General features: G+C 34.8%; 32 protein-coding genes and 1 pseudogene. 20 read left to right on the top strand and 13 right to left on the bottom strand.

From position 1 onward, the window contains the following. The first annotated feature begins 66 nt into the window (after positions 1-66). Complete coding sequence (locus tag MHB70_RS19555; protein WP_061529606.1) at positions 67-270, top strand: hypothetical protein; 204 nt, start codon at positions 67-69, stop codon at positions 268-270. A 385-nt stretch (positions 271-655) separates the two neighbouring features. On the opposite strand, the gene MHB70_RS19550 is transcribed toward MHB70_RS19555, so the two are convergent. The 3 genes from MHB70_RS19550 to MHB70_RS19540 all read right to left on the bottom strand — a co-directional run bounded on the left by MHB70_RS19550 (position 656) and on the right by MHB70_RS19540 (position 2849). Beyond that, a complete protein-coding gene (locus tag MHB70_RS19550) occupies positions 656-1168 on the bottom strand; it encodes a hypothetical protein (RefSeq protein ID WP_061529605.1) in 513 nt (170 codons plus the stop codon). A 77-nt stretch (positions 1169-1245) separates the two neighbouring features. Further along, positions 1246-1587: a YolD-like family protein gene (locus tag MHB70_RS19545; protein WP_061529604.1), complete on the bottom strand. Its 342-nt coding sequence runs from the start codon at positions 1585-1587 to the stop codon at positions 1246-1248. After that, entirely contained in the window at positions 1584-2849 is a 1266-nt protein-coding gene (locus tag MHB70_RS19540; protein WP_061529603.1) for a Y-family DNA polymerase, read from the bottom strand. Before MHB70_RS19540 ends, MHB70_RS19545 begins: the two co-directional genes overlap by 4 nt. 384 nt (positions 2850-3233) lie before the next feature. Here MHB70_RS19540 and MHB70_RS19535 point away from each other — a divergent pair. The 5 genes and pseudogenes from MHB70_RS19535 to MHB70_RS19515 all read left to right on the top strand — a co-directional run. Further along, a pseudogene (locus tag MHB70_RS19535) lies at positions 3234-3563 on the top strand (competence type IV pilus minor pilin ComGF); the annotation flags it as partial. Then, positions 3560-3931: a competence type IV pilus minor pilin ComGG gene (comGG, locus tag MHB70_RS19530; RefSeq protein ID WP_000743702.1), complete on the top strand. Its 372-nt coding sequence runs from the start codon at positions 3560-3562 to the stop codon at positions 3929-3931. The pseudogene MHB70_RS19535 and the gene comGG, both read left to right, overlap by 4 nt. 174 nt (positions 3932-4105) lie before the next feature. After that, complete coding sequence (locus tag MHB70_RS19525) at positions 4106-4756, top strand: 2OG-Fe(II) oxygenase (RefSeq protein WP_000183876.1); 651 nt, start codon at positions 4106-4108, stop codon at positions 4754-4756. 120 nt (positions 4757-4876) lie between these two features. Next, entirely contained in the window at positions 4877-5374 is a 498-nt protein-coding gene (locus tag MHB70_RS19520; protein WP_000836652.1) for a shikimate kinase, read from the top strand. 38 nt (positions 5375-5412) lie between these two features. Then, positions 5413-5613, top strand: coding sequence for a YqzE family protein (locus tag MHB70_RS19515; protein ID WP_000106086.1), 201 nt, complete (start codon positions 5413-5415; stop codon positions 5611-5613). Positions 5614-5678: 65 nt separating this feature from the next. Here the strand turns inward: MHB70_RS19515 and MHB70_RS19510 are convergent, their stop codons facing one another. Both MHB70_RS19510 and MHB70_RS19505 read right to left on the bottom strand, forming a co-directional pair. Continuing rightward, complete coding sequence (locus MHB70_RS19510) at positions 5679-6311, bottom strand: VC0807 family protein (protein ID WP_001073100.1); 633 nt, start codon at positions 6309-6311, stop codon at positions 5679-5681. A gap of 140 nt (positions 6312-6451) precedes the next feature. Next, positions 6452-6568 (bottom strand): GTP pyrophosphokinase, encoded by a 117-nt coding sequence (locus tag MHB70_RS19505; protein ID WP_080451822.1) that lies wholly within the window; start codon positions 6566-6568, stop codon positions 6452-6454. Between the two features lie 72 nt (positions 6569-6640). On the opposite strand from MHB70_RS19505, the gene MHB70_RS19500 reads away from it, so the two are divergent. Both MHB70_RS19500 and MHB70_RS19495 read left to right on the top strand, forming a co-directional pair. Then, positions 6641-6868, top strand: coding sequence for a hypothetical protein (locus MHB70_RS19500; protein ID WP_000032702.1), 228 nt, complete (start codon positions 6641-6643; stop codon positions 6866-6868). Positions 6869-6965: 97 nt separating this feature from the next. Next, positions 6966-7097 carry a hypothetical protein gene (locus MHB70_RS19495; protein ID WP_000064664.1) on the top strand — a complete coding sequence of 44 codons (132 nt, stop codon included), beginning with the start codon at positions 6966-6968 and terminating at the stop codon, positions 7095-7097. 50 nt (positions 7098-7147) lie between these two features. On the opposite strand, the gene MHB70_RS19490 is transcribed toward MHB70_RS19495, so the two are convergent. Together MHB70_RS19490 and MHB70_RS19485 are read right to left on the bottom strand one after the other, a co-directional pair. After that, positions 7148-7942 (bottom strand): YqhG family protein, encoded by a 795-nt coding sequence (locus MHB70_RS19490; protein WP_061529601.1) that lies wholly within the window; start codon positions 7940-7942, stop codon positions 7148-7150. Continuing rightward, entirely contained in the window at positions 7929-9611 is a 1683-nt protein-coding gene (locus MHB70_RS19485; RefSeq protein WP_001100044.1) for a DEAD/DEAH box helicase, read from the bottom strand. Before MHB70_RS19485 ends, MHB70_RS19490 begins: the two co-directional genes overlap by 14 nt. 390 nt (positions 9612-10001) lie before the next feature. On the opposite strand from MHB70_RS19485, the gene gcvT reads away from it, so the two are divergent. The 11 genes from gcvT (at position 10002) to MHB70_RS19430 (ending at position 18580) form a co-directional block, all read left to right on the top strand. Then, positions 10002-11102, top strand: a complete 1101-nt coding sequence (gene gcvT / locus MHB70_RS19480) for a glycine cleavage system aminomethyltransferase GcvT (protein ID WP_061529600.1) — start codon at positions 10002-10004, stop codon at positions 11100-11102. Between the two features lie 20 nt (positions 11103-11122). Further along, a complete protein-coding gene (gcvPA, locus tag MHB70_RS19475) occupies positions 11123-12466 on the top strand; it encodes an aminomethyl-transferring glycine dehydrogenase subunit 1 (protein ID WP_000903224.1) in 1344 nt (447 codons plus the stop codon). After that, positions 12463-13938: an aminomethyl-transferring glycine dehydrogenase subunit 2 gene (gcvPB, locus tag MHB70_RS19470; RefSeq protein WP_000795710.1), complete on the top strand. Its 1476-nt coding sequence runs from the start codon at positions 12463-12465 to the stop codon at positions 13936-13938. Before gcvPA ends, gcvPB begins: the two co-directional genes overlap by 4 nt. Positions 13939-14380: 442 nt before the next feature. Next, the gene (locus tag MHB70_RS19465) at positions 14381-14584 is read left to right on the top strand and encodes a DUF3929 family protein (RefSeq protein ID WP_002039587.1); all 204 of its coding nucleotides are present in this window, start codon (positions 14381-14383) and stop codon (positions 14582-14584) included. 70 nt (positions 14585-14654) lie between these two features. After that, positions 14655-14846, top strand: a complete 192-nt coding sequence (locus tag MHB70_RS19460) for a hypothetical protein (RefSeq protein WP_000535934.1) — start codon at positions 14655-14657, stop codon at positions 14844-14846. A 116-nt stretch (positions 14847-14962) separates the two neighbouring features. Beyond that, positions 14963-15337 carry a GntR family transcriptional regulator gene (locus tag MHB70_RS19455; protein ID WP_001021357.1) on the top strand — a complete coding sequence of 125 codons (375 nt, stop codon included), beginning with the start codon at positions 14963-14965 and terminating at the stop codon, positions 15335-15337. 3 nt (positions 15338-15340) lie between these two features. Further along, entirely contained in the window at positions 15341-16213 is an 873-nt protein-coding gene (locus tag MHB70_RS19450) for an ABC transporter ATP-binding protein (protein WP_061529599.1), read from the top strand. Beyond that, complete coding sequence (locus MHB70_RS19445; protein WP_001249435.1) at positions 16194-16862, top strand: ABC-2 transporter permease; 669 nt, start codon at positions 16194-16196, stop codon at positions 16860-16862. The genes MHB70_RS19450 and MHB70_RS19445 overlap by 20 nt, the downstream gene beginning before the upstream one ends. 14 nt (positions 16863-16876) lie before the next feature. After that, positions 16877-17509, top strand: a complete 633-nt coding sequence (locus tag MHB70_RS19440; RefSeq protein ID WP_001186576.1) for an ABC-2 transporter permease — start codon at positions 16877-16879, stop codon at positions 17507-17509. A 32-nt stretch (positions 17510-17541) separates the two neighbouring features. Continuing rightward, complete coding sequence (locus MHB70_RS19435; RefSeq protein WP_000595335.1) at positions 17542-18138, top strand: ABC-2 transporter permease; 597 nt, start codon at positions 17542-17544, stop codon at positions 18136-18138. A gap of 250 nt (positions 18139-18388) precedes the next feature. After that, positions 18389-18580, top strand: a complete 192-nt coding sequence (locus MHB70_RS19430; protein ID WP_061529598.1) for a hypothetical protein — start codon at positions 18389-18391, stop codon at positions 18578-18580. Positions 18581-18590: 10 nt separating this feature from the next. Here the strand turns inward: MHB70_RS19430 and MHB70_RS19425 are convergent, their stop codons facing one another. The 5 genes from MHB70_RS19425 to MHB70_RS19405 all read right to left on the bottom strand — a co-directional run bounded on the left by MHB70_RS19425 (position 18591) and on the right by MHB70_RS19405 (position 21240). Beyond that, positions 18591-18848: a DUF3975 family protein gene (locus MHB70_RS19425; protein WP_000267969.1), complete on the bottom strand. Its 258-nt coding sequence runs from the start codon at positions 18846-18848 to the stop codon at positions 18591-18593. Positions 18849-18863: 15 nt separating this feature from the next. After that, complete coding sequence (locus tag MHB70_RS19420; protein ID WP_000312621.1) at positions 18864-19178, bottom strand: DMT family transporter; 315 nt, start codon at positions 19176-19178, stop codon at positions 18864-18866. 1 nt (position 19179) lies between these two features. Further along, positions 19180-19512 (bottom strand): DMT family transporter, encoded by a 333-nt coding sequence (locus tag MHB70_RS19415; RefSeq protein ID WP_000312340.1) that lies wholly within the window; start codon positions 19510-19512, stop codon positions 19180-19182. Positions 19513-19583: 71 nt separating this feature from the next. Further along, positions 19584-20165, bottom strand: coding sequence for a TetR/AcrR family transcriptional regulator (locus MHB70_RS19410; RefSeq protein ID WP_002005730.1), 582 nt, complete (start codon positions 20163-20165; stop codon positions 19584-19586). A 97-nt stretch (positions 20166-20262) separates the two neighbouring features. Further along, a complete protein-coding gene (locus MHB70_RS19405) occupies positions 20263-21240 on the bottom strand; it encodes a LacI family DNA-binding transcriptional regulator (RefSeq protein ID WP_001273954.1) in 978 nt (325 codons plus the stop codon). A 314-nt stretch (positions 21241-21554) separates the two neighbouring features. Here MHB70_RS19405 and MHB70_RS19400 point away from each other — a divergent pair, with 314 nt between their 5' ends. After that, positions 21555-22091, top strand: a complete 537-nt coding sequence (locus MHB70_RS19400) for a hypothetical protein (RefSeq protein WP_002155974.1) — start codon at positions 21555-21557, stop codon at positions 22089-22091. A gap of 35 nt (positions 22092-22126) precedes the next feature. Here the strand turns inward: MHB70_RS19400 and MHB70_RS19395 are convergent, their stop codons facing one another. After that, complete coding sequence (locus MHB70_RS19395) at positions 22127-22510, bottom strand: rhodanese-like domain-containing protein (RefSeq protein ID WP_000108653.1); 384 nt, start codon at positions 22508-22510, stop codon at positions 22127-22129. Positions 22511-22617: the final 107 nt, after the last annotated feature.

The following is a 22617-nucleotide window of genomic DNA, read 5'->3' as shown; positions in this document are numbered from 1 at the left end:
AAAATATTCCATAATTTAGTATTGTTTAAATATGGGATATTTTGTTTACATGAAAGGGGTAACTATATGTTTTTACAAAAATATAAAGGTTTGATTATTGGGATAATTGGTGCTGTTATAGGGATATTATCTTTCTTTTATCTTAAAGATTTAGATTATATGTATAGAGTGGGTCTTAGATTATTTTCTATAACATTAATAACTATAGGATGGATTATTGTCGAGAATTCGAACCATTTCTATAAAAAAAAGGATAATGGTAATGTATAGATGTTACTATTCCCAAATTTTTTTTGCGTTTTATTAATCAGAGAATCACATAGTAAGGTTAACATGTGTAATTTTAATCAACCATTTTTATAAAAAACAATCTTAAATCTACTGGAAAAGAATCTATTATAAAATCAACGTTTGTAGCATGTTTTTGATCAAACTTTATTACAAACAAACAGAATTCACGGCAAGTTTATGGGTTAATAATTAATCCACGGCAAAGTTATGCTTCCATTTTCTTTGAACAATTAGATAAATATCTTCTAAAACAAGTGAATTCCGGCAAGTTTATGCTTCCAATTGCGGCAAACTTATAGGTAAAGTGACAAAAAGCCGTCCATGTCAAAATTGGGCGGCTTTTTTTATTTCTTCTATTCAAAATCTATTTATTCATTTTATTTAAAGCTTTATCCATTTGGCGTTCATTAGCTTGAGTAGCGCTACTTGTTGCATTTTCTACGCCACGGTAATTATATTTAGAGTTTTGCCAGAAATCAAATGCGAAATCTTTTAAATTTTTATCTGATGCATTTTTATCGACAACTTGTGACTTGAAAAGGTTTTTTAGCATGTATTCATGGTTAGATACATCTTTAATATAGTTTTTATCTTTATATTCTTTAATGATTTCGTCACCGAATTGTTTAACTTCATCTTTGGATGGTTTGTAATCCTTAGCATATTTGCTTATTTCATCAAACTTTTCAGTTGTAGATTTATCACTCGATGCAATTTCTTTAACTTTCTCTTCCCATTTAGCAGTTACTGCAACAGTTTCCTTCGGTTTGCTTTTTTCTTTTGGATCGTCATTAGATATATCGATAATAAGTGCAATAATAACGATTGCAAATAATGCAATAACCCCAAAACAACCGAATTTAAAAGCTTTTTTCATACAATTTTCCCCCTAATTGATATTACCAACTATATTATTATATCAAAATTTAAGAAGAAAACTGTAAGATTCTTTTTTTATTTAGAATCAATAATATCGATAAATTTCAACGTCATATTATTATAAAATGCATCTGTACAAATTATAGATTTATTCAGCGGATCAATATCAACGACGGTCATATAGTTGGTAAGTAAAAAACCACCTTCGTAATATGTAATCATTATTTCTTCTTCAGAAAGCAACGAACATAATAGCATGTTCTCAATCAGTTCTTGTTCATCTTGGGTTAATGTCGGGCGTTCTACTTTCGCCTTTTCTTTAACAATCTCACGGATACCAGCGAATTGCTCCGGCATTGCAGCAAATGGAGTCCATTTAACCATTCCTCTTCCTTTTGGCATATTAGCGTTGTTCATGCTTTATGTCCCCCTAACAATGTGTTTCTGTATCTTGCTGTTGCACTATTTGTATACGAAATTCCTCGTAATATGCTGTTCTTTCCAAATTTAGTGCGTATTTCGTCCATTACTTTAGTTAGTTTCATTTCTTTTTCTCGTTGTACTACGTTATCGAATAGTGAGATTTGTTCTTCGCCTTCATTAATTAAGTTAGTTAAAGAAACATTGATAGATCTAATGGGTTCCCCAGTATAAAATTTTTGTAAAAAATATGTACAAATCTTATAAATATCCATTGTTAAGTTTGTTGGTCGGTTCATAGTGTGAGTTTTTCTGAAACCACCGGAATAATTTTTGCTGTAACCAATGGAAAAATGAATAGTTTGAGCGAGTTTGTTTTGTCTTCGCATTCGATAACAAACTTCCTCGATATGCTCCAGTAGAATAATCGGGAATTCTTCTATGGTGTAATCACGCATAAGTATTTGACTTTTACCAATAGAAGTTGTTGCTGGAACATATTTTTCTGATATACGGCTATAATCAATGCCGTTGCTATGTAAGTGTAGTTCCTCACCAATAACGCCAAAACTTTGTTTTATATATTTAAGTGGGTATTGCGCTAAGTCTCCGATGGAATGTATTCCTTTTCGATTTAACTTTGCTTCTGTTTTACCCGAAATCCCCCAAAACTTATGGAGTGGTCGTATTGGCCATAATTTTATGGGTACATCTTCGTACTTCCAGTATGCTATGCAATCTTTCGTTTTCTTTGCTTCCACATCTAAAGCTACTTTGCTCATTAAAGGATTAGGACCAATTCCTATCGTGCATTCAATTCGTGTCTTCGCATATATTTCACGCTTGAATTTCAATGCAAACTCATATGGGTCGTTAGCAAACAAATGAATGCTATCCGTAATATCCATGAAGAACTCATCGATGGAATATTGGTGGAAATCCTCAACAGGAACGTATTGTAGAGCTAATTTTGTGATGAAATTGGAACATTTTATGTAAGTGCTCATTATTGGATTTACTACAAGAACGTCTTTACGATGAGGTATTTCGTACAACCTCGCCATTTTCTTAACGCCTAACGCTTTTAATGGTGGTGTTGCAGCCAATACAATTGAGCCATTTCTGTTAACATCACCAACTACAGCTAATTTAGTATGAAGTGGATCTAATCCCATCTTGATGCAACTGACTGAAGCATAAAAGCTACGAAGATCTACACATAAAACAATTCGATTTGGCAATATTGAATAGTCATACACCGTTATTCCTCCTAAATAACAGAACGTTAGTTCTTATTATATACGAATGTACGTTCTTTTATGAAGAGGTTTTTTTAAAAAAAATAAAAATAGCCCCACTCGTGTTTATATCGATCCGATAAGGATACGTTCAATCTGTTCTTTTTGAGGTGTGTTTTTATATGAATGTGTTTATGTATTTTTAAATTCTTCTTCAATTCAAATATCTTCTAACTTCATATTGGAGTTTCAATAAAAAGAGCTGAATGGAAATCCAGCTCTTTTGCCCCCCCTCTTTCTTAGTAATGCCCCACCTTTGCCCCACTTTATTTAAAAAGATAGAAAACATTTTGAAAAGCTCATGAGTAAAAATGCTGATACAATAAGATATTTACAAGGATAAAAAAACAAATAAAAGGGGTGTATCTATTTTTAGGCCAAGTACAACTGGAGTTTCGTGAGGTATCGTTTGGGGAACATATAATGGCCCTTGAAAATAAAGGTAGTATTTTACGCTTCCGTTTGCGTAATGGGGATGAAGTGATATATGAAAAAGTGAATAATCATCTTATAAGAAAAGTGAATATGCGTGGAAGGGAAGTTATATTACAAAAGGTTGGCAATGTTTCGTACAAACTAACACCTCATGTGCTCTTTATAAATATGAAAGATACTAGTGGGGAAATACATGAAGGTGTAGTTGTAAGATATAGCGAAATGGAAATAAAGGAATGAAAAAACAAGATGGATTTACAATGCCAGCAACAATCATTTTTTTAATTTTATTAACCTCTTTTTTTGTATACGAAACGAATATGTTGCTTTCTGATAAAAAATTTTATACTGAAATAGAGAAAAAATTTTTAGTGGAAGAGTTGATTAATCGAGCTATTGCAGATATAAAAGTAGACTTACAGAAAACAGAAAGAGATGGTACCTTTTTCTTTCCATATACAAAGGGAAAAGTGAGTGGAAAGTACGAATTTGAAAATGATATGATTCTCGTTTCTTTGCAGTGCGAGACAAAACAAAGAATTTTCTATACGGTGAGCTTTCGGTATAGAAAAAATGATGAGAAAATATTTGATTGGATAGAAGGATGACAGGTAAAGTATGCGGAGTAAAACCATGAATTTCCATTGTGAAGAGCTTCAATTTCTTTTGGGAAATGGATAAATATAACGATCAAAAGTTTAAATTTTCTCAAAAAAGAGAAAGGTAGAAAGAATATGATATATTCATGCTATCCAATCATTTTTTTTAGGGAGAATAGGGAAATGACAAATAACAATCAAATAGGTGAAAATAAAGAACAAACTATTTTTGATCATAAAGGAAATACGATTATGACAGAAGATAGGGAAATACAAATTATTTCGAAATTCGAAGAACCTCTTATCGTCGTATTAGGAAATGTAATAAGTGACGAAGAATGCAACGAATTAATTGAAATGTCTAAAAATAAAATAAAACGTTCTACAATTGGTTCAGCACGTGATGTAAATGATATCCGAACAAGTAGCGGCGCATTTTTGGAAGAGAATGAACTTACTTCGAAGATTGAAAAACGTATTTCATCTATCATGAATGTTCCGGTGACGCATGGAGAAGGATTGCACATTTTAAATTATGAAGTGGATCAACAATATAAAGCGCACTATGATTATTTTGCGGAACATAGTAGATCAGCTGCTAATAATCGTATTAGCACGCTTGTAATGTACTTAAATGATGTAGAAGAAGGCGGAGAAACGTTCTTCCCGAAATTAAATCTTTCTGTACACCCTAGAAAGGGAATGGCAGTATACTTTGAGTATTTTTATCAAGATCAATCACTAAATGAGCTTACGTTACATGGAGGGGCATCTGTAACGAAAGGCGAGAAATGGATTGCAACGCAGTGGGTGAGAAGAGGTACTTATAGGTAAAAGCGAGTATGTTACGTTTTGTTCTTCTTAGTATAAGAAGAACAAAACGTTTTTTTATTAAACAAAGTAGCATCTTTCGTTATAATAACAATTAATACATGACGATTGAGAGGACAGAAAATGAAATCTATATACATAACCGGCTATATGGGAGCTGGGAAAACAACAATTGGAAAAGCGTTAAGTAAAGAACTGCAAATGGATGTTGTAGATACAGATCAAAAAATCGAAGAGAAGCAAGAGAAGGCAATTCGAAATATTTTTGCAGAAGAAGGCGAAATAACTTTTCGAGAATATGAAAGTGAGATGTTACGTTCACTACCAGTTCATAATGCAATCATTACAACTGGTGGAGGGATTATTGAGCGAGTGGAAAATCGAAAGTGGATGAAAGAGAACGGGACTGTCGTGTATTTATATTGTGATCCGCATGTAATTGCAGAAAGGCTTCGTGAAGATACGACACGACCACTATTTCAGAAGAAAGATATAGAGGCATTTGTAACGAAATTCGAATCGCGCCGAGCGTATTATGAAGAGGCACATATTCATATCGACACGACAAATAAGTCAGTAAAGCAAATTATGAATGAATTAAAGGAAAAGATTAATGAATAAAAAAGTGGACATACTAATCAAGTAGAGGTGATGATAATATGTCTACTAATGATTATGTTCGCTTTGTGACGCAGCAGTTTGTGTCATATATGGATGCACCAAAAGAAGATCGTAAACAAAAGAAAGAACAACGCCGCTCTGAAAAAGAGCCATTTTTAAATAAATGGTTTGGTGTTATGCCGCTTAGTGCAGCTTTATTTTATCGAAACGTAAAAAATAAAAGGAAAAAATCAAGTTAACTTTTAGTCATATGTCTAGCAAAATGAAAATCCCCTAGTAGCGTTATATACTAGGGGATTTTCATTTACTGTACAGACTCTTTTTCCTCAGTAACCGCATGTATTTTATTGTTCACCCATACGAACCCTATTCCGATACAAATTGAAATGCCCCAGCCGACAGCAGTCATAATCGCTCTCATTTCACCGTAGCCATCTACACCGAAAACGGAGATGAAATAAATTTTTAAAAAGCTTTTTAATATAAATTGAAGCCCGAAAAATAGCGTTAAATATTGTAGTGCTGGATATATACGACTATCACGATACAGTTCACGACTTTTATCACGGTCATGCCCTTGTAGTGCTGCAATATCTGCTGCGAAATATAACATAAGTGGTTTTTTTATAAAAATTGTACATATGACGATAATACCGAGTACGATGTGATAATACGCATCGTTCCACAACATTCGTTCAGCTGATCCAGATAATAAATCTACCGTCGTATTAGAAATGAGTGTAATTAAAATAAAGAATCCTGTCACGTTAAACTGCTTTTCTTTTTTAAAGGTATACAGTGTATAAATAATCCCCGGAACAGAGGAAATTAACATCGCGTAATAAGGATCAATATAAGGTTTTGCAAATTTCCAAATGAGGAATGGGATTACGAGATAAAAGACAAGATCTAATATAGCTTTTTTATTTTGATTCATACAAATCCTCCTTAAGTCATACATATATTTTATAATATAATTTCTGAAAATTGTATAAGGTTTGATTGGAAAAGAAAAAATATATCAATTTTTGAGGGATTAGTAGATTGAAAAAATTGCCCCTAGCGTAGTAAGTTTTTTTAGTATATAATAAAGGAAACGCTTTCATTTTTGGTTTGTTCACAAAATAGACGGAAAATCACATATGTACTATCGATATGTTGCTTTATAATGAAACTAATTAAATATACGTGCATACAATATTGTGAAATAAATAACATAAATAAAATATATAAATGTAAACGTTATCAAAGAGAGAGGTGGAAACAATGAGTAAATTTTTCTTCAATCATAATCCAGCAACAGTAGAGGATGGAAGGCTTGTTAAGTATGCTGAAATTATTTATGGAGAAGGTGGCCGTTCTGTATTAGAAAATTTAATGGTGAAGGCATCTATCAGATTGCGCGATCGTTATCCGAATAAATCTGACGAACAGATCTCGAACCTCGTAAATAAAGGCATCCATGATATGTTTCAAAAATATGTGAGTGAGTAAGAGTAGCCAATGGCTGCTCTTATTTTTTTGTATAAGGATTGTAACTCTAGCTGAAAATAAACATGTGTTTTGAAAAACGTAAAAAGGAGTGGGAAAGATGAGCAATGGAATTGGACGTTCGAAAGAAAACCTTCCAACTGATGCAAATCATGTGAGCGCAAAGGATCGTGCACAGCAGAAACGTATGGCACAGAAAAAACAGCAAGAGCGTAGTGACGATAGCGAGTAGGATAGAAAATAAATAAAAAAAAGCTCCTTCTAAAAACGGAAGGAGCTTTTTTAAGATAGAAAATGATTAGCGGTAACATAAAAGAGGCCACCGTTAATAATTTGCACTGTAATACGTGGTTCATATTGTTCTTGCAAGGCTTGTTTTTCAATTTCATAGCTTTCAGGAAGTTCATCACTATCTTCATAAAAACGATTTAAAAGATCTAAATCGTGATTCCAACGTACCCTCGCTTCTTTCGCCCACGCATGATCATCTTCTGCAATTATATTTTTTAAAGCGTCCTCTATACGTTGTAAGCCGCTTTGAGGCTTAATGATAGGAGAGAGCGTAAAACAAAAATCAGGTATTTTCGGTGTAAGTTTAATGTTAGTTAATGTTTCATGAAAATTTGCCATCATTGTTCCAGAGATGAGATGAATACCAATGGAATGAAGGATGTCTTTTTTTCGATCACATTGATAAGACACTTTTATATTTACACCGAGCCAAGGATGGAGCGGTGTATGCGTTGCCCCGTTATGCGTTATTTCCTCATATAAACGTATGTAAGAGCCTAATTCTTTCGTTGTCTGGAAAATTTGATGTAGTCGTGGTGAACCGTAGTGAATAAGTTCGCCATCGTTTTCTTCGTTTTCTGGATTTGTAATAAGAGTAAGGCGCATCGGATTCGGTACGCCTCCTGTTTTTTCAAGATAGTGCCAATAGAAAGGGCGGTTCATTAATAATTTATCCATCTCAATTGTTAACTGCACATCTAATAGGTGAGGGGAACGTCCTAAAATTTCGCAGTTATTCGCTTCAAAGAAATTGTTTAAGTAATTATGGATTTCATGTTGCTGCATAGCCTTGCACCTCAGCTTCATTTCGCTTCGCAAAGTCGATAATAGATGTTAAGTTTTCCATCTTAATTCGAATTTCTCCTTCGCTTTTTGATTGCGCAAAAATTTCTTGAATATGCGCATCGATGTTTTTCATATTAATTCTTGTTAAAATTTCATCGAGTTCACCGATAACACGCTCAAATAAATTTATTTTTTCATATAACAGTTTCAAAATGTGTTCTTCAACAGTATGCTTTGTAGCTAAGTTATAAATATGAACATCATTTTTTTGACCAAGACGGTGAATACGTCCAATTCTTTGTTCAAGACGCATTGGGTTCCATGGCAAATCATAATTGATCATATGGCTACAAAACTGTAAGTTAATTCCTTCTCCGCCAGCTTCCGTTGCAATTAATACTTGCGCGTGTTTTTGGAAAAGTTCCTTCATCCAATCTTTTTTCCCGCGTTTAAATCCACCGCGGAACGGAACGGAAGAAATGCCGTGCTGCTGTAAAAACCATTGTAAGTACATTTGTGACGCTCGATATTCCGTGAAGATGACGACTTTATCGTCAATTTCTTTTATAAGCTCAAGAGCTTTATTTGCTTTTGAGTTGAATGGAATATGATTAATATTGTCCATTAGTACATCAATATATGGATCTTTTATATATTGTTCATTTTCTTTCTGACGTTTTTCTACATGCTTTTTTAATGAATAGTACACAGCTTCACGGCTACTACATGCCTCGCGTTTTAATGTTAAGGATGAGAAAGCAGATGTGAAGGCATCTCGTCCTCCCCAGTGTTCAATTGCATTATATAAAGCTTGCTCTTCTTTATTAAACTCTACAAAAATTGTACGTACATGCCTCTTCGGCCAATCAATTCCGGTATTATGACGTCTATTTCGGACCATTACTTTGTTAATGAGAGCTTTTAAGTCTTCATCTGATTCGGCTGAACGATTTTTTGAAGCGTAGTATTCTTCAAAGTTGGATTGATTGCCCAAATGTCCTGGTTTTAATAAAGAAACAAGGTTGAAAATTTCATCAATCTTGTTTTGAACAGGAGTAGCTGTTAGTAATAAACAAAACTTCTTTTTTAATCGCTGTGCAAATTCATAGTTTTTTGTTTTATTATTTTTTAGTTTATGTGCTTCATCGATAATAATAAGATCATATTCTAAGTTCAAAACGATATCGCGATGTGGTGAACGTTTTGCAGTATCAATTGATGATACGATCACGTCAGCTTGCTCCCACGAGTAGCTTTTCTTTTGAGCTACAGCTGGAATGAAAAACTTTGTATTTAGTTCGTATGCCCATTGTGACACGAGAGAGGCTGGGACGAGTATGAGTACTTTTTTCACAAGCCCACGCACCATATATTCTTTTAAAATAAGTCCAGCTTCAATTGTTTTTCCAAGCCCTACTTCGTCGGCTAGTATCGCTTTACCGTTCATTTGTTCAATAACATTTTGAGCGACTTCTAATTGATGAGGAAGCGGTGTGAAATGGGATAAGTGCTTCGGTGCTTGTAGTCCATCGAAAGTAGGAACAAGTAACGATTTTTCTGTTTCATAAGCTAAATGGTATAAATCCCAGTTTGTCCAAGGACCATCTTCTTCAATTCTATTTAAAAAATTGTTTTGCCACGTCCGATCTACGGAAATATCAACATTCATTACGACTCTCCCACCTTTTATAAGTTAAAGTAATTATTTTTTACATGTATAATGATTCGCCTTGAAAGAAGGCTTTGTTATCGTTATTAAAGGCTATATGATAGACAATAATAAGCATTAAATCTCAAAAGTTGTATTTAGTAAGATTAAGAATGAAAAATTCTAAATTATTTTTTATGCTAGAATATTGATGAAATATAGCGAATGATGTTAGGATAATGGTGTGAAATGTGTGGAATCTTTCGTATTTTATCCAAGAAAGTACTTTTTTATTTACGCTTTCATAAAAAAATATAGTGAGATTCCGTATATCCTATCTTTTCAGAATGAAAATGTTTAGATATGGGAAGCAACTTTTATTGATTTGTCAGAGCATAAGGGGGAAAGAGCATGATTACATTACAACGTACACCGTTATTTGATGTATACGCGAAGTATGGTGGGAAAACAATCGACTTTGGTGGCTGGGAATTACCAGTTCAATTTTCAAGCATTAAAGAAGAACACGAAGCTGTACGTACAGCGGCAGGTTTGTTCGATGTGTCTCATATGGGAGAAGTTGAGGTAAAAGGTGTAGATAGTTTAGCATTTTTACAACGTGTTGTTACAAATGACGTATCTACCTTAAAGGTAGGAGGCGCACAATATACAGCTATGTGCTACGAAAATGGTGGTACAGTAGATGATTTATTAATCTACAAACGTGGTGAAGAAGACTATTTATTAGTAATCAATGCATCAAATATCGAGAAAGATTACGAATGGTTAGCAAGTCATGTAATTGGCGATGCGAAAGTAGTCAATGTTTCTAGTGAAGTTGCGCAGCTTGCAATTCAAGGACCAAAAGCAGAAGGCATTTTACAAAAAGTTGTGTCAGAAGATTTGAAAGAAATTAAGTTCTTTAAATTTAAAAACTATATTCTTGTAGATGGAATTCCTGCACTTGTATCTCGTACAGGTTACACAGGTGAAGACGGATTCGAAATTTACTGTAAGAGTGAAGATGCTGCAAAACTTTGGGAGAAACTTCTTGAAGTTGGAGCAGAAGAGGGCTTAAAAGCATGTGGTTTAGGTGCTCGTGATACACTTCGCTTTGAAGCAACACTTCCGTTATACGGACAAGAATTATCAAAAGATATTACACCGATTGAAGCAGGAATTGGCTTTGCGGTAAAACCAAACAAAGAAGCAGATTTCTTTGGAAAAGAAACGTTAAAAGAGCAAAAAGAAAACGGTGCATCTCGTAAATTAGTCGGCATCGAAGTGATCGAACGCGGTATTCCTCGTACGCATTACCCTGTATTTGTAGGAGAAGAAAAAATCGGGGAAGTAACGAGTGGTACACAATCTCCAACGTTAAAGAAAAGCATTGGTTTAGCACTAATTGATGTAAAATACGCAGCAGTTGATACAGAAGTAGAAATTGAAATTCGTAATAAACGCGTCAAAGCAGTAGTTGTTCCAACACCATTTTATAAACGTTCAAAGTAACGGGGAGAGGGGTAGATTTCATGTTGCATCGTTATCTTCCAATGACAGAAGAAGACAAAAAAGAAATGTTACAAACGATCGGCGTTCAAACGATCGACGAATTATTCTCTGATATTCCAGAGAGTGTTCGTTTTAAAGGGGATTTAAAAATTAAAGAAGCAAAATCAGAGCCAGAGCTTTTAAAAGAGCTATCTCAAATGGCTGGTAAAAATGCTAATTTAAAAGAATATGCTTCTTTCTTAGGAGCAGGCGTATACGATCATTATGCTCCAGTAATTGTTGATCATGTTATTTCTCGTTCAGAGTTTTATACTGCTTACACGCCATACCAACCAGAAATTTCACAAGGGGAATTACAAGCAATCTTTGAATTCCAAACAATGATTTGTGAATTAACAGGAATGGATGTAGCAAACTCTTCTATGTATGACGGAGGTACAGCTTTAGCTGAAGCGGCAATGTTAGCGGCTGGCCATACTCGTAAAAAGAAAATTCTTGTATCTAGTGCAGTGCACCCAGAATCAAGAGCAGTACTTGAAACTTATGCAAAAGGTCAACATCTAGAAGTTGTTGAAATTAATCATAAAGATGGTGTAACAGATTTAGACGTATTACAAAGCGAAGTAGACGATACAGTTGCTTGTGTAATCGTTCAATATCCAAACTTCTTCGGACAAGTTGAAAAGTTAGCTGATATTGAAAAAATCGTTCATCAACAAAAATCATTATTTATCGTTTCTTCAAACCCGTTATCATTAGGCGCATTAACACCACCAGGGAAATTCGGTGCTGACATTGTAATCGGTGATGCACAACCATTCGGTATTCCAACACAGTTTGGTGGACCACACTGTGGTTACTTTGCAACAACGAAAGCATTTATGCGTAAAATTCCAGGACGTCTTGTCGGACAAACGGTAGATTCAGATGGTAAACGTGGATTTGTATTAACGCTACAAGCACGTGAACAGCATATTCGTCGTGACAAAGCGACATCTAACATTTGTTCAAACCAAGCGTTAAATGCATTAGCAGCTTCTGTTGCAATGACGGCACTTGGAAAACAAGGTGTGAAAGAAATGGCACGTCAAAATATTTCTAAAGCACAATATGCAAAACGTCAATTCGAAGCGAAAGGCTTCACAGCTACATTTGCTGGACCATTCTTCAATGAATTCGTTGTAGATTGCAAACGTCCAGTGAAAGAAGTAAACGACGCATTACTACAAAAGAATATTATCGGTGGTTATGATCTAGGCCGTGATTATAAAGAATTAGAAAATCATATGCTGTTAGCAGTAACTGAGCTTCGTACAAAAGAGGAAATTGACACACTTGTAAACGAAATGGGGGCTATCCAATGAAGAACCAAGACCAAGCACTTATTTTTGAAGTGACTAAAGAAGGACGCGTAGGATATAGCTTACCCAAATTAGATGTAGAAGAAGTGAAACTAGAAGATGTATTTGAGAGCGATTATATTCGAGTAGAAGATGCAGAGCTACCAGAAGTATCTGAACTTGACATTATGCGCCACTATACAGCACTTTCAAACCGTAACCACGGCGTGGATTCTGGATTCTATCCACTTGGATCTTGTACGATGAAATATAATCCGAAAATTAATGAGAATGTAGCTCGTTTTGCAGGATTTGCAAATATTCATCCACTTCAAGATGAAAAGACAGTACAAGGTGCAATGGAATTAATGTACGACTTACAAGAGCATTTAATTGAAATTACAGGTATGGATACTGTTACATTACAACCAGCAGCAGGTGCACACGGAGAATGGACAGGTTTAATGTTAATTCGTGCCTACCATGAAGCAAATGGTGACTTTAACCGTACGAAAGTAATTGTTCCTGACTCTGCTCACGGAACGAATCCAGCATCTGCAACTGTAGCTGGTTTTGAAACAATTACAGTAAAATCGAATGAACATGGTCTTGTTGACTTAGAAGATTTAAAACGTGTTGTAAACGAAGAAACAGCAGCACTTATGTTAACAAATCCAAATACATTAGGTCTATTCGAAGAAAATATTTTAGAAATGGCTGAAATCGTCCATAATGCAGGCGGTAAATTATACTATGATGGTGCAAACTTAAATGCGGTATTAAGCCAAGCGCGCCCAGGAGATATGGGATTTGACGTTGTGCATTTAAACCTTCATAAAACATTTACAGGTCCGCATGGCGGCGGTGGTCCAGGTTCTGGTCCAGTAGGTGTGAAAGCTGATTTAATTCCGTACTTACCAAAACCAATTTTAGAGAAAACGGAAAATGGCTACCACTTCAATTACGATCGTCCAGAAGCAATTGGGCGTGTGAAACCATTCTATGGTAACTTCGGTATTAACGTTCGTGCATACACATACATTCGTTCTATGGGTCCAGATGGACTACGTGCAGTAACTGAGTATGCTGTATTAAATGCGAATTATATGATGAGAAGATTAGCGCCGTTCTATGATCTTCCGTTCGATAGACATTGTAAGCATGAATTTGTATTATCAGGTCGTCGTCAAAAGAAACTTGGTGTACGTACATTAGATATTGCAAAACGTCTGCTTGATTTCGGTTACCACCCACCAACAATTTACTTCCCATTAAATGTGGAAGAATGTATTATGATTGAACCGACAGAAACAGAATCAAAAGAAACGTTAGATGGTTTCATTGATAAGATGATTCAAATCGCTAAAGAAGTAGAAGAAAATCCAGAAGTTGTACAAGAAGCACCGCACACTACAGTTATTAAACGTTTAGACGAAACGATGGCTGCTCGTAAACCTGTTTTACGTTATGAAAAGCTTGCTCCTGTACAAGTTTGATTAGAATAAAAAAGAACTCGCTACATGCGGGTTCTTTTTTTGTTTGGAGAATTTGTCCCGCTATTTGTGGACAGTAAAACTCCCAACTCAAAACTTAGCTGGTGCAAAGAAGCCAGGTGGGAGATAACCTGTCCGTAAATGCCCGATTGGTGAAGGCTAATAATCAGTGGGGATGAACAAAAATCCCTACTGATTAAAGTTTCACTTTATGCAGAAATAGTGAAGAAAATGTTAAAACTTTATATTTTTTGTTTCATAATTGTGTAAAGATGTAGTTTTATAGGTAGTTTTGTTGAAAAAGTCGGTTTGATAAAAGTATTTATTTTTGTTAGAATTTTATTGAAATTAAGAAGATGTGATGAGGCAAAAATTACTCATTTTTATGTATATGTGAAAAAACGAGCAAGGCGGGGGTGAAAGTGTGGGATATCGATGTTATAGAATGGTATACCATTTAGAAAATGGAGAAACAATTAAAGATGTAAAAGAATTTTGCTATCGAGACCAAGGAAAAGTTTTAGAAAGAGTAGCACATCGTGTAATGGATAATAGAGAAGTGACGGCGATTGATAAACAAGGAACAATCATTTCAATAGCATGTGAGGACATTGTAAAGGTAGAACTTGATTACATAAAAGAAAGTTAACCTTGAGTCATATCGAATTATTCGATAAAATATACTGTTGAATGGTGCAGAGAGTAGAGAGGAGTTTATCATGGGTAGTACAAGACACTTTTATATGTTTATTTTAGCGTTTGTTCTTGTTGTGGCGTTAACGATTTATTTAATTGTTGATAGCAGCTGGTACAATACAGTTCATCCGGCATTCCTTCTGTTTATGTATGTAGGAATTGCGGTTGTTAGTTTCGGAATGAGAGACGAAATGTTAGATCGCTTTGAAAAGTGATACATATACGAAAGACCAACAGGAAAATGTTGGTCTTTTTTTCTTGCCAAAAATAGGATGGTGTGTATATACTGTATATATAAGATATATACAGTATATACACACTGGAGGAAAACATGAATATTATTATTTCGAATTCTTCCCAAGACCCTATTTATGTACAAATAAGGAAACAATTAAGCCAGCTTATTTTAAATGGTGGTTTAAAGGGGGGAGACCAACTGCCGTCTATTCGTAGCTTAGCGAAGGAATTACAAATTAGTGTAATTACAACGAAGCGTGCGTACGAGGAACTTGAAAAAGAAGGATATATAGAAACTGTTGCTGGGAAGGGGACTTATGTTTCACGTAAAAACAATGAACTATTAAAAGAACAGCGCTTACGTTTATTGGAAAGTAAGGCTGAAGAAATTGTGAGAGAAAGTAAAGTGTTGCAGCTTTCACTTGAAGATTTACAGCAGATGATTGCGTGTTTATATGAGGGGGAATAAGGAATGTTAGAGCTAAAAAACATTTGTAAAAGATATCAAGATTTTGCAGTGAAAAATATAAGTTTTACGCTGCCACGTGGATATATTATGGGATTTGTCGGACCGAATGGTGCTGGGAAAAGTACGACGATCAAAATGATTATGAATTTAATTAGAAAAGAGAGCGGCGATATACAAATTTTTGGCAAGGACAATAAGAAAGCAGAAAAGGAAATAAAACAAAATATCGGCTTTGTATATGATGAAAATCATTACTACGAAGATTTAACGTGTGAACAAATGAAGCGTATTATTGCACCGCTATATAAAAAGTGGGACGAATGTCAGTATCAATCGTATATGGAGAGATTACAAGTTCCAAAGTATAAAAAAATTAAAGAGTTATCTAAAGGGATGAAAATGAAATTTGCGATTGCCATCGCGCTTTCGCATCATGCAGAGTTTATTATTATGGATGAACCAACAGCAGGATTGGACCCAGTTGTTCGAAGTGAATTGCTTGATATATTGCAAGAAATTGTAATGGAAGATGAAGTATCTGTATTATTCTCAACGCACATTACAACAGACTTAGAGCGCATCGCAGATTATATTACTTTTATCAACGATGGGGAAATTATATTTACTGGTGAGAAAGATGAATTAATGGAGAGCTACGTAATCGTAAAGGGAAGTAATGATTTATTGGATCGAGAAGGAAAAGAGCTATTTGTTGGATTACGAAAAAATAAATTTGGTTTTGAAGGTTTAGCGAAGGATAAACAAGTAATTATCGATTGGTTTGGAAATGAGGTTGTACTAGAAAAGCCTACATTAGATGATATTATCGTTTACACTGCGAAAGGGAGAGGTGCCTATGCGTCAGCTCATCTATAAAGATTTGTTCTTTTTTCGGGTAACTTGGTTAGTGAATCTTATTATGCCCCTTATGTTCTTTTTACTTGAGCCCGGGAGTGAATTGTTATTTCCGATGAGTTGTCTATTTATAACCCTTTCCTCCGTTATGACGCTAATCTATATGGATGAAAGGAATAAAAGTGACATTGTAATAAATAGTTTACCGTTAAGTCGAAAGGATATCATAATTGCTAGATATATTTCCTGTGCAATATTTATTGTAGGTGGCATGCTCTCTACGATGTTAGTTGTTTTTCTTATAAGAGGCATTGTGGTCATCGGTGATATCGGTGCATATCATCCTAATCTATACATTGAAATTCCGTGGTATGAAATAATAAATGGAGCTGTTTACGCCGTATTTTTGGTTGTCACGTTTTTCCCTAGTTATTATGGTACAAAGTCGAAGGTAGTAAGAAGTATAGTATCAGCAGCCTCAATAGGAGTCGGAGGGATACTTTGGATATTTATTAGTGATGAGATCAATGGAATAGCACCTTCATTCATTGAGTGGATTATGAATCCTATGCATATTGGTGTATTTATAGTTGGATTCATTACATTAGTTAGTATTTATATCGCTTCTATGTTTCTAACAATTAAAATTTATGGAGCCCGTGATTTATAGAGAGGAGAATTCATATGCAACAGTTAATTTTGAAGGAGTTTTTCTTACAGAAGAAGATGATTCCTTTCTATTTTTTAATACCCGTTTTATCGATTTTTAGGAATTCTGTAGAACCGATGGGGATTGCAATAGGGTTATTTATGACATGTAGTATGATTATATATATTTCTTTTTATTATGAAGAAAAAAGTAAAACAGAAAAAGTATTAGTGAGTTTGCCTATAACGAGAAAAGAGATAGTTATAGCTAAATATATTTCAACTACATTATTTATTATAGTCGGTTTGAGTACAACTTTTATAGTCGTAATATTAGGAAATATTTTGTTGGACAGAGATATAGTTATTCCTGGATATGCAATGTTTTCAGCAATAGTAGCAACTTTGATTTATTGTGTGATAATGATACCTACTAATTACATCGGAGGAAATAAAGCTACTACTGTCTTGTATGTAATTATGATTTTTCCTTTAATGGGTATGATTGGCCTTATGTGTAATGTTTTTGGTGATAAAACAATTATGTTAAAAGTACTTCACTCTGAGGATGCTACAGTAGCGATGAGTGTTCTTGGTATCGGAGTGTTAGTAAGTATAGTCATATCAATGTTACTCTCAATGAAAATGTTTCAGGAGGCAGAGTTATAGAAGGGGCATTTTCATGTTAGGAGGTGTAATACATGATTAAGCAATTAATTTTAAAAGATTTCATCATTCAATGGAAATTTTTAATTTGGTACATACTGTATCCTATTTTCTTTTATATGGCCTTAACAGATACGGAAAATCTGTTCATAATTATGTCAGTAATTATTACAATTGGGGCAACAGTAAAAACATTTGAAGCAGATAGTAAAAATGAGAGTGAAGTGATAGTAAATAGTTTACCAATATCGAGAAAACAAATTGTGTATGCGAAATATATAGTAGCAATTATTATTCTTTTTATAAGTGTAATAGTCGGTTGTTTCACGATGGGAATGAAGAATGGGGTTAACCTATTTGAATTTATTGAAACGACAATGGTTGCTAGTATTAGCTTTATTTTAATATATTTAAGCTTTGTTTTACCGATATCATTTTGGCTAGCATATAAAAAAGCTATTTTTATTACGCTTTTCATGCTAATAGCACCGACAGCCATTTGTACTATGTTCTTTGAAATCAACCTGGAACAAATCCAACTATATAACAGTTTATTATTCGTTAGTTCAATATGCATGTTCATAGTATCTGCCTTCGTTTCAATGAAATTGTATGAGAAGAGAGAATTTTAAAAGGTGCCTCATAAAAGGCACCTTCTTCAATATCGACAATGTGAAAGTAATAGTTTATAAACAGAGAGGCTATTCGGTACAACATCTTTTGGAGTATGTAATATAAAGCTGAAAACGATAATGAGAATGAGAAAGAGGAAAAATAAAAATAGGATCTGTTTATGTATAGAATTTTGCATAGGATCCACTCCTTTTTTAGGTAGTATGTCCAAAAGGAAGGAGTGTATGAAAAATTTTAGGAGGGAGAATGATGAACAAAAGAAAATGGTTATATAGAATAGGAATACTTTTAGTTTCAATTGGTTGCATATTAGCAAACTTTTATTCGGATATACCAGTGCTATTTCCTAGTTTGCATAAAGGAATTGGTATGAGTGTTGTCGTAGTTGGTCTGCTTTGTCTTATCACATCAAACTTCTATAGAAAGTCTGAATCTATATAAAAAAGGACAGTTACTCTTTTTCAGAGTAACTGTCCTTTTTAAATAACTTATTATATAGCTTGGCGATACTCCATATAATTACGATTGCAATGGAGGCGATAATGGACCAAACGATAGATAAAATTTCAAGTGTCATGTTCGGAAGGAATGCAAGAATGGATAATACTTTATGAAACAACCATTCTATTATATGAAAACTTACTTGCAGTAGAATGGCGATCACGAGTGTGATCCATGCTAACATTTGTTTTCCTTTTTCTCTCCACATGACATTCACCTCACGTTAGCTTAATAGTTTTAAGCCAACAGCGCCGCATAGAATGCAGCTTAAGAAGGCAAGACGACGCCAATCCGCTGATTCTCGGAAAATAAGAATGCCTAGAAGTGCACTTCCGGCAGTTCCGATTCCAGTCCAAATCGCGTAAGCAGTTCCCATCGGTAATGTGTCCATCGCAAGAGATAAGAAGAAGAAGCTTACGCCGAAGTTAGCGATTAAAATAACTTTTGGTGCCCAGCCTTTCTTTTCAGTGGCTACTTTCATAAAGAGTACACCAATAATTTCACAAATACCAGCTAGAATTAAAAATACCCAAGCCATTTTATGCGGCCTCCTTCGTTTCTTTTTCTTCTGTTACTCGTTTTAAACCAATTACTCCGAAGAAGATTAAACCGATTAATAAAACTTTTACGATAGAGAACGGTTCCCCGAAGATGAAAATTTCTGTAAGAACGATTCCGCCCGCTCCGATTCCTGTGAAGACTGCGTATACAGTGCCGACAGGTAAATCTTTATAAGCTCTAAATAATAAGACGAAACTAATTGTAATTAATAGCGCAACACCAGCCCACTCAAGTGGTGCCTCCGCTTTTTTTAGTCCAATCACCCAAAAGATTTCAATAATACCAGCGATGATTACATAAATCCATGCCATATGTCATTTCTCCTTCCTACCAGTCGTTAGGTAAAGGGCTTAAAAACGACGCATTGCAAAGGAGCAATCCGTCAGTTTGAAAGTCCGCGCCAAAATACTTTCCAAGAAGCGTCTAAACGTGTCTCAAAACGATTTAAACCTGCGTATAGTAGTTCAACCATAAGACCGTCGAGTAAGCATAGAAAAGCCTCTAAGGCGTCTTTTACTTCAATGTTATGCAGCTCATCTTGTTCGCTTGCTCTTTTAAATACCGGGAATAAAAGTTTTCCGACGTTTTCAATGTGTACATTTGCTTTATTAATAATTTGTTCGCGAAATGCATCAGGCGGAAAATAAGAAGTTCGTAACCAAAACATTGATTCTTCACTTTCACCAAATCGTTTTGCGTAGCCTTTTAATAATTTTAATAGCAATTCTTCAGTGGACGAATTGGAAAAGCTTTCGATATCGCCTGTGAAGCTCTGCAAATCTTTTTGAAGAGCAGATTCTAAGCATATGAAATATAGCTCTTCTTTTCCTTTAAAGTGTGCGTAAATCGATGGTTTTTTAATCCCAACTTCTTGGGCAATATTTGCCAATGAAGTTCCTTCATAGCCGTAGCGTGCGAAATGAGAAAGTGCTACAGCTTTAATGCGATTTGCTGTCATTTTCATCCCCTACCTACCGTTCGTTAGGTTTATTATATGAGATAAAAAACACAAAGTCAATAGGTGAAAAGCTGAAAAAGAGTGCTATAGTTAACGCTCCTTTTCAGACTGTTTTTCGCTCAATTAAATGGAATGGAAGTTCTTCTGAGTTCCCGGTTATTTGTTCGTCCTGCATCTGTTTATGGAATAAGGTAAAAGCACGTGATCCCATCGTAAGACCAGGGTGTTCAATAGTCGAAATTTCTAACGCCTTTGAAATTTCATGGTTATCGAATCCTAAAATAGCGAGATCTTCAGGGACGCGAACACCATGTTTCTTTGCCTCTGTTAATAAACCGGCAGCTACTTGGTCATTCGCTGTGAAAATAGCAGTTGGACGATTTTTCATATGTAAAATACGGTGGAGTATTTGTGCTCCGTCCTGCATTGTATAGCATTGATGAAAAATCCATTCAGGATGTAACGTTTGACCTTCGTTATGAAGTGTATCAGCAAACGCTTTTTCACGTTCCATAGAATTTACACTCGTTTTTCTTGCTAAACAAATTCCGATTTTTTCATGGCCTTTACTTAGTAAATATGCAGTACCGAGCCGGAATCCTTCATAATGATCTACGTAGACAGATGAAATGAGGGGGTGGTTCATTTTTTCACATGAAATAATAGGGGCGAATTTTGCGAAAGGTTCGATTTGTTCCCATGAACTCGTTCGAGAACAAATAATCATCCCGTCAAATTGTTTCATTTTCATCATTTCAAGAACACGAATTTCTTCAATACTATCGTAATTTGTTTGGCATAAATTAATGTGATATCCAGCTGCTAACGCTTCGTTTCCGATTCCTTCAATAATGGTACTGAAGTAAGGGACATTAATGAAAGGGAGCATAACCCCGATTGTATATGTTTTCCCCTTTATTAAATGAATAGCATTTATATTTTTTGCGTAGTTTAATTCTTCAACCGCCTCTAGAACTCGTTTCCGTTTGTCTTCTTTTACGTAAGGGTGATTATTTAAGACACGGGAAACGGTTGATATAGATACACCAGCAGTTTTAGCGATTTGTTTTATATTGGCCATATGCATCACCTCTTTACTTATTATAAAGGGAAAATAAGTAGAATGAAAAAATCTTGACCTGAAAAGCTTTTCACAATCTATGTTATAAATAGGACTTCTGTTATTCGCGTAACCATTTCGTTTGGGCGTAAGAATAGCGAAGTCTTTCTGTTTGTTTGAAAGCAGTTTTGTCAAAATGTGTGAGAATAACGAGGAAAGTTTTCAAAGGTGGAGTGTGGCATTCAAGCGAATATGAACAACATATAAACGCTTTGTTCGTTAAGAGGGCGGTATGAAAGGGCGGAAACAAATTGAAAAAAGGAATCATTTGTTTCGTGTTTTCTAGTGTATTACTTAGCTCATGTTCATTTCAGCAAACGATGCAAAAAGAAAAAACATTTGTGGGAACAACAGGTGGGGCTACAGATCGCGTTACGGATCCGATTCCGTTAAAAGAACTTCCAAAATATTTTCCGGCGAAATTTAAAGTTCCTACCTTTTTACCGTATGACATTACGAGTGATGTGTTGGGTGAAGTAAGAACGATTGAAAAGAAGAATGCTGTCTTAACGATTAAATATAAACAACAGGAGCAAGGTAGACATGAGTATATTGAGCTAACTGTTGCAAATTTCCCTTACAGTTTTCCGGATTTTGTAGAAGAAAAGCGATTTCAAGAACAAATGAAATTGAATAATGGAGCGTCTGCTTATTTTAAAAATAAAGATGACTTCGAGAGAGGAGAGGAATTTGCTACGCTTCTATGGAAAGAAAAGGGGATTGAATATCAGTTATTATATCGTAATGTAGAAGAGAACGATGCAGATGTAATAAAAAAGAATCTATATTACATTGCAAACAATATGAAATAAAAAACTAACTGCAGCATGCAGCTAGTTTTTGTATGTTATTTCTTTTTAATTTTACCTGTCCAAGATTTAAATCCACCTTGTAATTGGTAGAAATCTTTGTAACCTTGTTTTTTTAAGTATTGAGCTGCACGGCCTGTACGGAATCCGCTTTGGCAGTATAAGTAAACAGGTTGATCTTGGCGAAGTTCTTTATGACGAAGGCGAATTTGTGATAACGGAATGTTACGTGCACCTAAAATGTGCCCTGCGTTATATTCGTCTGCTTCGCGAATATCGATAAGCTGTGCTTTACGGTAGCCAGCGCGAAATTCTTCTTCTGTAAGAGTTTTAATTAATTTTTTCTGATAGAAATACATCCATACAGTGTAACCGATGAACGCTACGATTACGGCTAATAAAATAATCCAAGTTGTTGACACGGTTCTATCGCTCCCTTTTTTCTTATCCTACTTTCAATATTATAATGCCCATATGTATTTATGCAACAGATTCATTTGTATATAAGGAGAAATTTCGTATTCTTTCA

The sequence above is a fragment of the Bacillus sp. FSL M7-1020 genome (genome assembly GCF_038050415.1).
Lineage (GTDB): Bacteria > Bacillota > Bacilli > Bacillales > Bacillaceae_G > Bacillus_A > Bacillus_A toyonensis.
This window is presented reverse-complemented; position numbering and strand designations above follow the sequence as displayed.

Coding starts and splice junctions, on each gene's coding strand:
- comGG (WP_000743702.1), top strand. CDS start 3,560: ATGAAAAAACAAGATGGATTTACAATGCCAGCAACAATCATTTTTTTA.
- MHB70_RS19430 (WP_061529598.1), top strand. CDS start 18,389: ATGAACAAAAGAAAATGGTTATATAGAATAGGAATACTTTTAGTTTCA.
- MHB70_RS19550 (WP_061529605.1), bottom strand. CDS start 1,168: ATGAAAAAAGCTTTTAAATTCGGTTGTTTTGGGGTTATTGCATTATTT.
- MHB70_RS19525 (WP_000183876.1), top strand. CDS start 4,106: ATGACAAATAACAATCAAATAGGTGAAAATAAAGAACAAACTATTTTT.
- MHB70_RS19455 (WP_001021357.1), top strand. CDS start 14,963: ATGAATATTATTATTTCGAATTCTTCCCAAGACCCTATTTATGTACAA.
- MHB70_RS19555 (WP_061529606.1), top strand. CDS start 67: ATGTTTTTACAAAAATATAAAGGTTTGATTATTGGGATAATTGGTGCT.
- gcvT (WP_061529600.1), top strand. CDS start 10,002: ATGATTACATTACAACGTACACCGTTATTTGATGTATACGCGAAGTAT.
- MHB70_RS19545 (WP_061529604.1), bottom strand. CDS start 1,587: ATGAACAACGCTAATATGCCAAAAGGAAGAGGAATGGTTAAATGGACT.
- MHB70_RS19440 (WP_001186576.1), top strand. CDS start 16,877: ATGCAACAGTTAATTTTGAAGGAGTTTTTCTTACAGAAGAAGATGATT.
- MHB70_RS19450 (WP_061529599.1), top strand. CDS start 15,341: ATGTTAGAGCTAAAAAACATTTGTAAAAGATATCAAGATTTTGCAGTG.
- MHB70_RS19520 (WP_000836652.1), top strand. CDS start 4,877: ATGAAATCTATATACATAACCGGCTATATGGGAGCTGGGAAAACAACA.
- MHB70_RS19495 (WP_000064664.1), top strand. CDS start 6,966: ATGAGCAATGGAATTGGACGTTCGAAAGAAAACCTTCCAACTGATGCA.
- MHB70_RS19510 (WP_001073100.1), bottom strand. CDS start 6,311: ATGAATCAAAATAAAAAAGCTATATTAGATCTTGTCTTTTATCTCGTA.
- gcvPA (WP_000903224.1), top strand. CDS start 11,123: ATGTTGCATCGTTATCTTCCAATGACAGAAGAAGACAAAAAAGAAATG.
- MHB70_RS19460 (WP_000535934.1), top strand. CDS start 14,655: ATGGGTAGTACAAGACACTTTTATATGTTTATTTTAGCGTTTGTTCTT.
- MHB70_RS19415 (WP_000312340.1), bottom strand. CDS start 19,512: ATGGCATGGATTTATGTAATCATCGCTGGTATTATTGAAATCTTTTGG.
- MHB70_RS19505 (WP_080451822.1), bottom strand. CDS start 6,568: ATGCACGTATATTTAATTAGTTTCATTATAAAGCAACATATCGATAGT.
- MHB70_RS19405 (WP_001273954.1), bottom strand. CDS start 21,240: ATGGCCAATATAAAACAAATCGCTAAAACTGCTGGTGTATCTATATCA.
- MHB70_RS19410 (WP_002005730.1), bottom strand. CDS start 20,165: ATGAAAATGACAGCAAATCGCATTAAAGCTGTAGCACTTTCTCATTTC.
- MHB70_RS19420 (WP_000312621.1), bottom strand. CDS start 19,178: ATGGCTTGGGTATTTTTAATTCTAGCTGGTATTTGTGAAATTATTGGT.
- gcvPB (WP_000795710.1), top strand. CDS start 12,463: ATGAAGAACCAAGACCAAGCACTTATTTTTGAAGTGACTAAAGAAGGA.
- MHB70_RS19485 (WP_001100044.1), bottom strand. CDS start 9,611: ATGAATGTTGATATTTCCGTAGATCGGACGTGGCAAAACAATTTTTTA.
- MHB70_RS19500 (WP_000032702.1), top strand. CDS start 6,641: ATGAGTAAATTTTTCTTCAATCATAATCCAGCAACAGTAGAGGATGGA.
- MHB70_RS19490 (WP_061529601.1), bottom strand. CDS start 7,942: ATGCAGCAACATGAAATCCATAATTACTTAAACAATTTCTTTGAAGCG.
- MHB70_RS19515 (WP_000106086.1), top strand. CDS start 5,413: ATGTCTACTAATGATTATGTTCGCTTTGTGACGCAGCAGTTTGTGTCA.
- MHB70_RS19435 (WP_000595335.1), top strand. CDS start 17,542: ATGATTAAGCAATTAATTTTAAAAGATTTCATCATTCAATGGAAATTT.
- MHB70_RS19445 (WP_001249435.1), top strand. CDS start 16,194: ATGCGTCAGCTCATCTATAAAGATTTGTTCTTTTTTCGGGTAACTTGG.
- MHB70_RS19465 (WP_002039587.1), top strand. CDS start 14,381: ATGGTATACCATTTAGAAAATGGAGAAACAATTAAAGATGTAAAAGAA.
- MHB70_RS19425 (WP_000267969.1), bottom strand. CDS start 18,848: ATGTGGAGAGAAAAAGGAAAACAAATGTTAGCATGGATCACACTCGTG.